We start from the raw sequence: 9,900 nt of genomic DNA on the forward strand, positions 1-9,900 counted from the left end.
CCGGATCGACGGCGAGAAGGAATATATCGAGCTCGGCGACCTGAAAAAGGTCTAGCTGGCAAGCCCCGCGCGAAGCGGCGCCGTGTAGTGCCAGGCGAGATGACCGAGTTCGAGCAGGATGACGGCGACCAGAAGCCGGAAAATCCATTCCCGCGCCCTGACATGGTTCGAGAATCTCGCGCCGAGATGCGCGCCGGCGATGCTGCCGACAGACATCACTGCGCCCTCCGTCCATAAAATGTCGCCGGCGGCTGAAAACATGGCGACCGGCACGATCGTCGTCACGACGAGGATAAGCGCCTTCAACGCGTTGGCCTGCGGCAGTGCGTAGTGGCAGCCGAGCATCAGGACGAGCAGGACATAGGTCGCTCCGTCAAGAACCATGAAGCCGAGCCAGAGACCGATCAGGAACATCAGAAAGAGCGCGAAAGGCTTCACCTGCGGCGGCCGCTGTTGAATCTGGGAAAGCGCCTGCTTCACCTTGGTGAAGAGCATCAGAAGCGCTATGAGCACGGCGCCCGTGATCAGCAAGCCCATGCGCCGGTCATCGACATGCTCGGCCGCCAGGGCCCCGATGAGACTGCCGGCGATCGCTGGCGGAAGGAGCCGCGCGGAAGCGTGCCAGTCGACCTGCCTTTCGCGATGGAAGGACCATGTCGCCATCATTCCGCCGATCAGGACGGGCAGGCGGTTGGTCGCGTTGGCCGCGACTTCGGGGATGTTGAGCATGACGAGGACCGGCAGGCTGACCGCGGAACCCGAAGAAGCGAGCGTATTGATGAGCCCGGCGGCGAGGCCGGTCGCGACGAGCGCGCTCCAGTAAAGCACGTCCATTGAGTCCCCCCGTTCAGGCTGTCGGACTGCCGCGCCTGTAGAAAGCTATACCCGCCGGCCTTCAGCGCATCAGCCGCCGAAGAGCTTCTTCAGCTGGTCGGCGGGCTTGGGCTTCTCCTCGGTCTTGCCCGCGTCCGTACCGCTCGTATCGCCCGTACCGGTCTCGCCCGAGGTGCCGGCCTTGCTTCCGCCAAGCAGTCCCTTCAGCAGTTCCTTGCCGCCTTCTCCCTTTAAACCCTTCACCTGGTCGATGGTGGCCTGCGGGTTCTTCAGCATGGATTGGAGGTCGGGGCGGAAATGCGGTGCCGACCATGGGCCCTCGATGATGAGCGGGATTTCGAGGCCCTTGGTATCGGCCGCGCCGCCCTGGCCTTCCAGCGTCGCGGCGAGTTTCGGCGTGAGGTGATAGTTCAGCGTCCGGTTCGGCAGATCGACCGTGCCGGCGCCGGCGAGGCGGATGAGCGGGCTCAACATCTGCAAATCATTGTTCGTCAGGATGCCCTTGTCGATGGTGAAGGTGCCGCCGAGTTCGGAAAAGTCCGTATCCTGAGAACCTCCGCTCTGCCAGCCCGTCACGGACCCCTGCAGTACGTTGCGCGCGAGCTGGGCGATATTGACCCCCTTGATCGCGCCGTTGGTGAATTTGACGTCGCCCTTGCCACCGAGATTCTGCACCATCGCTCGCTGGCTCTGCCCCGCCGTCTGGACGGCGAAGCTGAGGGCGGTCTTGCCTTCCAGCCGTTTGAAGTCCGCCGCGTCGGTCAGCAGCGGCTCCGCGGAAACGCCCGAGATCGAGAAGGCGGCGGTCGCTTGTGCCGCCCGCTGCGACCCGTCGAGCGTGAGCTTGCCGTTGCCCGTGCCGTCGTAGAGCGCAAGCTTCGTCAGGTCGACGGTCATCACGCCATTGTTGAGTTTAAGCGCGAGCGCGCTTTCGCCGATCTTGATCTTCTTCACATAGAGTTCGCGCGTGCTGAATGTGAAGTCGGCGTTGGCTGCTCGCAGACCGGAGAGGTCGATCGGTTCATTGCTCCAACCCTGATCCGTGCCGGAGCCGCTACCCGAATTTCCTACGGATGTGGATGAACTCCCACTGTCGGAGTTTTCGAGATAGACATTCGTATCGATGCGATCGACGGCGAGCTTGCCCTTTACGAAAGGTTTCTGCCCACCGGTATCCACGGCGAGGCTGCCGGTTGCGTTCATGCCGTCGAGCGCGATCTTGGCCTCGTTGAAGCTGTAAGTATTGCCGCCGCCCGATGCTTTCCCTTCGATCGCGAGCGGGCCGAATCCGTTGCCGGCGGGGAGCGCATTTCCGAGCCAGGCGGCGAGATTGCGAACCGAGCCGACATCGAGTTTCACGCCGCCCGCAAATTGCGCGCCGTCGAGCGGTCGGATCGAGCCTTTATACGTCGCATTGATCTTCGAGGATTTGAGCGCGAATTCGAATGGCGTCTCGCCGCCTTCCGTCAAGGCGCGAGGGCGAGCCGCGCTGAGGTCGAAGGAGAGTTCTTCGTTGTTCCAGACGAGTGAGCCATCGGCGCTGAAGGGATCGTCGAGGCTCGGCAGCGCGAGGTCGAGATTGACCTTCTCGAAGGCGAGAGAGGCGCCTGTCTTCTGGTTGCGATAGGTCGCCGAGCCATTCTTGATCGAGACGTCGCCGAGGCTCACCTGACGCAAGGTCGCGCCGCTCGCGCTTTTCTCCGAGGTCGCCGGCGCGGCGGGTTGCGCGGCGGGCTTGCCGCCATCGAACTGCCAATTCGGCGTTCCATCCGCCTTCACCTCGAGATGGATCACCGGATCGACGAGCACGAAGCTGTCGATCTGCACATCGCCATGCAGAAGCGGCATGATTTTCAGCGCGGCGCGCATTTCGCCCATCGTCGCCATGTCGCGGTCCTTGGCCCAGGCGGCGTTGGACAGGCTCACATTCTCGACCTTGACGGCGAGGCGCGGGAAAAAGGAAAGGCCGACATCGCCGCCGATCGCGAGGTCGCGACCGGTCTGTGCCTTCACCAGCGACACGATGCGCTCCTTGTAGACGCTTGTGGGCACGAGCAGCGGCACGGCCACGACCACGGCGACAAGCAGCACCAGGATTCCGACCAGGATGGCAATGAGCCGTGACATGATATCTCCCCTTCCAGAGACGCTTCGCGAGTGCGCCGATTCGGTATCGATTATGGTCATGCGTTCGGCGTAATTGTGACCTGATCGGCGCGGGATGCGAAGCCGGATGTGAGTGGCGCTTTGTCTCCTTCGCTCACACGAGGGAACCCCGTGGGCGGAGCATCTACATTATTGCGGGACAGTCGATTACGACCAGCCGCCGGAGATCGACATCACCTGCCCGGTGACGAAGCCTGAATTGCCAAGTGCGAAGAACTCGACGGCGGCGGCCGCTTCCATGGGGTCGCCAAAGCGTCGCAGGGGTACGCGCGAGAGGATCTTGTCGCGGACCGTCGGCTGCTCGATCAGCGCCTTGGGGAAATAGGCTTCGGTGGCGATGAAATTGGCGGCGATCGCGTTGACTGAAATGCCCGACGATCCGAGTTCCATCGCCAGCGATCTGACCACGCCGGCAAGCGCCGCGCGGGAAGCAGCGTAGGCGCCGTAATTCGGAATGCCGCCGATGAAGCCAGCCGATGTCAGGAAGACGATTCGGCCTGCGCCCCGTGCCTTCATGTCTTCGACGGTATGCGCCACATAGGCCAGCGGCTCGATCGCCAGCTTTTCGAAGAAGGGCCGCGTTATATCTTCCGTCAGTTGCGCGGCGGGCGTCTTCGTCGCCGGAAGGACGCCGCCCGTGCACAGGATGTCGATACCATCGACGATCTCTCGGGCTCGTGCGACGGTTTCGGCGGGTGTCGTCTGATGAATTGCAACGACATTGCGATGCCTAGACTGAAGATCGGCGATGAGATTCGCGTCGCCGTCGTCAAAGGCGGGATCGGCGGCGACGACCCTGACGCCCTTTGCGGCGAGAGTTTCCACCACCGACGGCCCTATGAAGGACATCGCGTCGGTCACCAGAACGACGTGCTTTTCTTCTTTCATTTTCTCACCGCTGCTGAATGGCGATCCCGGTGGCGGGGTCTAGGAATCCCCGCCTTCTCCAAGAAGTATCTGTCCGCGAAGCCCTGCTTGCGGCACGGGGCGGCCCTCAATCCAGGCGCCGATCATCGCATTGACGGCTTCCGGCGCTTCCTGCTGCACCCAGTGCGAAACCTGCGGCAGGTAACGGATCGTGAAATCCTTCACGAGTGCGTCGGTGCCGTAGGTGAGTTCGCGGCCGAGGGCCGCGTCCTCCTCGCCCCAGATCATCAGGGTCGGCGTTTCGAGGAGGGGTGGATTTTGCAGCGCTTCCGAGGCAGCCTGATTGCGGAAGGCCGCGCGATAATAGTTGATCATCGCCGTCATCGCGCCGGGCAACAGCGCGGATTTACGATACTGATCGAGAACGCTATCCGGAAAGCGGCTTTTGTCCACGGCCATGCCGCGGAACGCTTGCGCCACCGCTTCGGCGTTGCGCATGGTGAAGATCTTTTCGGGGAGCCAGGGGATCTGAAAGAAGAAGACGTACCAGGAGCGTTTGATCTGCGCCCATGTCTTCAGCGCCTTCAGGAAAAGCGTCGGGTGGGGAAGGTTCATGACGATGAAGCGCTCAAGCGGCCGCGCGCCCGATAGCACGAAGCTCCAGGCGATGGCGCCGCCCCAGTCATGGGCAATGAGGGTTGTGGGGCCGTCGATCCCGCGTGCCCGCGCCGCATCGATCAGCGCGGCGACGTCGGCCGTCAGATGCTCCATCCGGTAGGCTTCGACGCCCTGCGGCCGGGTGGTTCCGCCATATCCCCGAAGATTAGGCGCCCAGGCCGTGTAGCCGAGTTCGGCGAGCAACGGCAGTTGGTAGCGCCAGGAAAACTTGTTCTCCGGAAAACCATGCAATAGCAGCGCGAATTTCCGCCCGTCGCCGCACATGTCGACCTCGAAGGCGAGCCCGTTCGCCTCGATATAGGCGGTCTTGATTGGATGAGACGTCATGTTTTCCTGCCCTGCCGCTTGCGGATTCCCGCTGATTCCGGGGGTTACTATACATGGCTGGCGGACCGGGGCGGCAAGTCCGGCCGGGACCGGCGGAGCCTCAAATCCCGAGGCTTGCCTTCGCAATCCCGTCGAATTAAGTTCCCGGCTTCGCGGAACGGGCCCCTTCGGGCGGCTCGCCTTCCGTCGCCGGTGCAGGCGTAGCTCAGCTGGTTAGAGCGCTAGATTGTGGATCTAGAGGTCCCCCGTTCGATCCGGGGCGCCTGTACCAAATTCCCCGCGGGGGCGTTCAGTCGCCTGTCCGGCTATCCAGCACTTGATGTATGGCGTTAAATTCCGGCCGCGCAGCTTGCGCCCGTGGCCGCCGCCGCGCAGGATCGCAGGCCATAAATCCAAGAATAAATCCAAAACAGAGAATCGGGGAGGACTGAATGGGATTGATTGTCTACGGGGCGGCGCTGTCGCCTTTCGTACGGAAAACGCGCGTTTTTCTGGCCGAGAAAGGGCTCGACTACACGCTCGAGCAGGTGAACATCTTCCCGGCGCCGGACTGGTTCAAGGCCTTGTCGCCGCTCAAGCGCATTCCGGTGCTGCGCGACGAGGAGGCGGGCCCCGACGCGACGCTGCCCGACAGTTCGGTCATCTGCGCCTATCTCGAACGCAGGAAGCCCGAGCCCGCCCTTTATCCAAAGGACAATTTCGCCTATGCCCGGGCGCTCTGGTTCGAGGAATACGCGGATTCCGAGCTCGCCGGCAATGTCGGCATGGGCATCTTCCGCCCGGTCGTCGTCTCGAAGCTGATGGGCAAGGAGCCCGATCGCGCGGCGGCTGAAAAGACGCTTACCGAAAAGCTCCCGAAATATTTCGACTATCTCGACAAGGAAATCGGCGGCAATGCCTTCCTGGTGGGCAATGCGTTCTCGATCGCCGACATCGCGGTCGCGACGCAGTTCGTCAATCTCGCCCATGCGGGATATGCGCCCGACGAGGCGAAATGGCCGAACCTCAGCCGCTATCTGAAGCCGATCCATGCACGCCCGAGCTTCGCAGCCTGCATTGCCGAAGAGCGCGATGTGCTGTCGAAATTCGGATTCTAAGGGTTCCGCGAGGTGAGGCGCCTGGCGGTCTTCCGCCGCCAGGCGCTATCTCATCTTCAAAAAGCGGCCGAAAACCGCTATTTGAATAACAAGCAAAAATATCAAACGAGTATTCGGGAGGTTCAGAATGGCCGACACGTCTTGGCCCGCCATGAGCATTGCGGACGCAAACCGCATCCTCACCGCGCCGGGCATGCCCTTCGAGATGGAAACGCTGACCATCCGCGGCATTCCCACCCGCGTCTACAAGAACGCGCCGCCGCATCTGCGCTTCATTTTCGAGGCCGGCCGCGCTCATGGTGCCCGCGACTTCATCGTCTATGAGGGTGAACGCCTCTCCTTCGAGAACCATTACCGCGCCGCCGTCGCTTTCGGCCGGGTGCTCGCCGACAAATATGGCGTCAGGAAAGGCGACCGCGTGACGATCGCCATGCGCAACTTCCCCGAATGGTCGATCGCCTTCTGGGCCGCTGCCGCGCTCGGCGCCGTCATCGTGCCGATCAACGCCTGGGGCACAGGGCCCGAACTCGAATATTGCATCACGGATTCAGGCTCGAAGGTCGCCGTGATCGACGGCGAGCGTCTCGATCGGCTGAAGCCGCATCTCGCGAACTTGAACCTTGCCGGCCTCGTGACCGTGCGCACGCCGCGCGAATTGCTCGACGGCGCCGAAGCCTTCGAGGACCTCATCGGCAAGCCCGCCGATTACGCGAAGCTCTCCGATGCGGCGCTGCCCGATCCCGGGCTCCTGCCTGAAGACGACGCGACGATCTTCTATACGTCCGGCACCACGGGCAAGCCCAAGGGCGCGCTCGGGACGCAGCGCAACATTCTGACCAACCTCATCAGCGCCGCCTATGCCCCCGCGCGCGCCTATCTGCGCCGTGGCGAGCAGCCGCCGCAGTCCGATCCCAACGCGCCGCAGCGCTCCATGCTTCTGTCGGTGCCGCTCTTCCATGCGACGGGTTGCCATTCGATCCTGGTGCCGATGTATGCAGGCGGCGGCAAGCTGGTCATCATGCACAAGTGGCAGCCGGAACGAGCGCTCGAACTTATCGAGCAGGAAAAGATACAGGCTTTCGGCGGCGTGCCCGCCATGGTCTGGCAGGTGCTCGAAAGCCCCGACTTCGCCAAATACGACACGTCGAGCGTCGAATCGGTGTCCTATGGCGGCGCGCCGTCGGCGCCCGATCTCGTCCAGCGTATCAAGCAGCAATTCCCGAAGGTCCATCCCGGCAATGGTTACGGGCTGACGGAAACCTCGTCGATCACGACGCAGAACTCGGCCGAGGATTACGTCAACCGGCCGGAAAGCGCCGGCCCGGCCGTTCCCGTCTGCGATCTCAAGGTCGTCGATGAGAATGGAAAAGACGTACCCACCGGACAGGTGGGCGAGCTTTGGATCAAGGGGCCGAATGTCGTGAAGGGCTACTGGAACAAGCCCGAGGCGACGCAGGCCGCGATCACCGATGGCTGGCTCCATTCGGGCGATCTCGTGCGCATCGACGAGGAAGGCTTCGTCTTCATTCTCGACCGCGCCAAGGACATGCTGATCCGCGGCGGCGAGAACATCTATTGCGTCGAGGTCGAAGGCGCTCTCTACGCACACCCGGCCGTGATGGACGCGGCCGTGGTCGGCATTCCGCACAAGGTGCTCGGCGAGGAAGTCGGCGCCATCGTGCAGGTCGCGCCCGGCAAGGATGTGACGGAAGAAGAGCTGAAGGCGCATGTCGGCAAGCTTCTCGCCGCCTTCAAGGTGCCGATCCGCATCGAAATCCGCCACGAGCCGCTGCCGCGCAACGCCAATGGCAAGATCCTCAAGACGGTTCTGCGCGAGGACATCAAGAAGTTCGTCGGTCAGAGCGCGGCCTGAGGGAGGAACGGGGATGCAGATATCGCTTCAGGGCCGCGTCGCCCTGGTGACCGGCGGTTCGCGCGGCATCGGTCGTGCGATCGCCATTGCGCTCGCCGAAGCCGGCGCCGACGTCGCGGTCAATTATCGCCGCGACGAGGAGGCCGCGAACGAAACCGTCGAAGTCATCAAGAAGCTGGGCCGCAAGGCGAAGGCTTACGCCGCTTCGGTCGAAAATTTCGATGAGGACCAAAAAATGGTTGCCGACGTGCTGAAGGATTTCGGCTCGATCGGCATCCTCGTCAACAATGCGGGCATTGCCTCGCGCGGCCAGACGGTCGCCGAAACCGACCCTCAGGAGCTCGAGCGCGTATTGCGCGTCCATGCGATGGCGCCGCATTTCGTCTCGAAGCTCGTCGTCCCGCACATGCGCAAGGAGAGGCGCGGCGACATCGTGATCATCTCGTCGGTGGCGACCTTGCACATGGCGGCGAATGGCGGGCCCTACAATATGGGCAAGGCGGCGGCGGAAGCGCTGGCGCTGACGCTTGCGAAAGAAGAGCGGAAATACGGCATCCGCACCAATATCGTCGCGCCGTCGCTCACCGACACCGATATGGGCCGCCGTCTTGCCGCCGCGCGCATGGGCAAGAAGGAGATGGATATTCACGAACTCGACGATAAATATCCCTTCGGCCACGTCTGCTCGGCGGAAGAGGTCGCGGCGGCGGTCGTCTATCTGGTCTCCGACGCCAATCCTTACGCCAACGGGCAGAAGCTCAACATCGACGGCGGCGGAAATTAGAAGGACGTTGCTCTCGAATAAAAAAGGCCGGCGAAACGCCGGCCTTTTCTTTTTGCGGTCCCGCTTATTCCGCCGGTGACAGCGCGCCGCTCGGCTCTTCTTTCCTGCGCCGGAAGAGCGAGGGCAGCACGTTGATGAAGGAGAGCAGCACCGCCGCCGCGTAAGGCACCGACTGCACCAGCAACACACCGATCCACAGCCGCGACAGGCTGTCGGCGAAATTGGGGTTGAGGAAGAAGGTGATCGCGAGGCCCCAGAGGAACGTCAGCATCACAGCTTCCTCGCGCACCTGGATCAGGGCGGCCGCAAGCGGCGGCTTGTCCTCGCATTTCGGCGTGCGGAAGAAGGGTTTGCCGGACGTCACCATACCGTTGAGCATCGCCTTCGCGACGGTATGGGTGAGGCCGAGCGCCGCGACACCGGCGCCGAGGCTTTCGATGAAGCTGCAATCCTTGATGCGCACGGCATAGAGCCAGAGCGAGCGCACGAATTTGAAGACGAAGCTGCCGATAGTCGGAATGAGGAAGGCGGCGACCGGAAGCTGCACCATCTTTGGCGCATAGAGCGCGAAGAGCGACAGACCGATGCTCGTGATCGTGAAGAGGAGCGCGAGCCCATCCGCGAACCAGGGCAACCAGCCTGCGAGGAAGTAATAGCGCTGGGCCGGTGTGAGCCCGCCCTTGCGCGACCAGGGCGCAAGCGCCTTCCAGTGATGCTTGACGATCTGCACCGCGCCATAGGCCCAGCGAAAGCGCTGGCCGATATAGCCCGCCAGCGTATCCGGTGTCAGGCCGCGTCCGAAGGAGTGGTTGACGTAGACGCTGTCGTAGCCGGCGCGATAGAGCTTCACGCCGAGTTCCGCGTCCTCGCAGATGCACCACTCGGCCCAGGCGCCGACTTTTTCGAGCGCGGATTTGCGCACCAGCGTCATCGTGCCGTGCTGGATGACCGCGTTGAAGTAGTTGCGCTGGACCATGCCGATATGGAAGAAGCCGGCATATTCCCAGTAGCACATGTTCTTGAACATGCTTTCGTGGCGGTCGCGGTAATCCTGCGGCGACTGGACGAAGCCGACGTCCTCCTTCTCGAAGTAAGGCACCATGGTTCTGAGCCAGTTCGGCTCGACCTGATAATCGCTGTCGATGACGGCGATGATGTCGGCGTCCGGCGCCGTCATCTTCAATCCGAAGTTCAGCGCGCCCGCCTTGAAACCCGGCCAGTTCTCGAGATGGAAGAAACGGAAGCGGGGTCCGAGCTGCGCGCAGTAGTCGCGC

8 protein-coding genes and 1 tRNA gene are annotated in these 9,900 nt (G+C 62.7%); 4 read left to right on the top strand and 5 right to left on the bottom strand.

The genetic code is table 11. The features are described from left to right. Positions 1-51 precede the first annotated feature (51 nt). The 4 genes from VMR03_RS14490 to VMR03_RS14505 form a co-directional block, all read right to left on the bottom strand. Positions 52-834, bottom strand: coding sequence for a sulfite exporter TauE/SafE family protein (locus VMR03_RS14490; RefSeq protein WP_325406438.1), 783 nt, complete (start codon positions 832-834; stop codon positions 52-54). A gap of 69 nt (positions 835-903) precedes the next feature. After that, positions 904-2,961: an AsmA family protein gene (locus tag VMR03_RS14495; RefSeq protein ID WP_325406440.1), complete on the bottom strand. Its 2,058-nt coding sequence runs from the start codon at positions 2,959-2,961 to the stop codon at positions 904-906. A gap of 186 nt (positions 2,962-3,147) precedes the next feature. Then, the gene (locus VMR03_RS14500) at positions 3,148-3,888 is read right to left on the bottom strand and encodes an SDR family oxidoreductase (RefSeq protein WP_325406442.1); all 741 of its coding nucleotides are present in this window, start codon (positions 3,886-3,888) and stop codon (positions 3,148-3,150) included. 39 nt (positions 3,889-3,927) lie between these two features. Beyond that, complete coding sequence (locus VMR03_RS14505) at positions 3,928-4,872, bottom strand: alpha/beta fold hydrolase (protein ID WP_325406444.1); 945 nt, start codon at positions 4,870-4,872, stop codon at positions 3,928-3,930. Positions 4,873-5,066: 194 nt separating this feature from the next. Here VMR03_RS14505 and VMR03_RS14510 point away from each other — a divergent pair. From VMR03_RS14510 to VMR03_RS14525, 4 genes are all read left to right on the top strand, one after another. Beyond that, a tRNA-His gene (locus VMR03_RS14510) sits at positions 5,067-5,143 on the top strand. A gap of 160 nt (positions 5,144-5,303) precedes the next feature. Further along, positions 5,304-5,969 carry a glutathione S-transferase family protein gene (locus VMR03_RS14515; RefSeq protein ID WP_325406446.1) on the top strand — a complete coding sequence of 222 codons (666 nt, stop codon included), beginning with the start codon at positions 5,304-5,306 and terminating at the stop codon, positions 5,967-5,969. 127 nt (positions 5,970-6,096) lie between these two features. Beyond that, positions 6,097-7,842 (top strand): class I adenylate-forming enzyme family protein, encoded by a 1,746-nt coding sequence (locus VMR03_RS14520; RefSeq protein WP_325406448.1) that lies wholly within the window; start codon positions 6,097-6,099, stop codon positions 7,840-7,842. A gap of 13 nt (positions 7,843-7,855) precedes the next feature. Beyond that, complete coding sequence (locus VMR03_RS14525; RefSeq protein WP_325406450.1) at positions 7,856-8,626, top strand: SDR family NAD(P)-dependent oxidoreductase; 771 nt, start codon at positions 7,856-7,858, stop codon at positions 8,624-8,626. A gap of 64 nt (positions 8,627-8,690) precedes the next feature. On the opposite strand, the gene VMR03_RS14530 is transcribed toward VMR03_RS14525, so the two are convergent. Next, positions 8,691-9,900, bottom strand: a 1,210-nt coding sequence (locus VMR03_RS14530; RefSeq protein ID WP_325406452.1) for a glycosyltransferase family 2 protein, incomplete at its 5' end; no start/stop codon positions are given.

Source organism: Parvibaculum sp., assembly GCF_035511255.1.
GTDB lineage: Bacteria > Pseudomonadota > Alphaproteobacteria > Parvibaculales > Parvibaculaceae > Parvibaculum.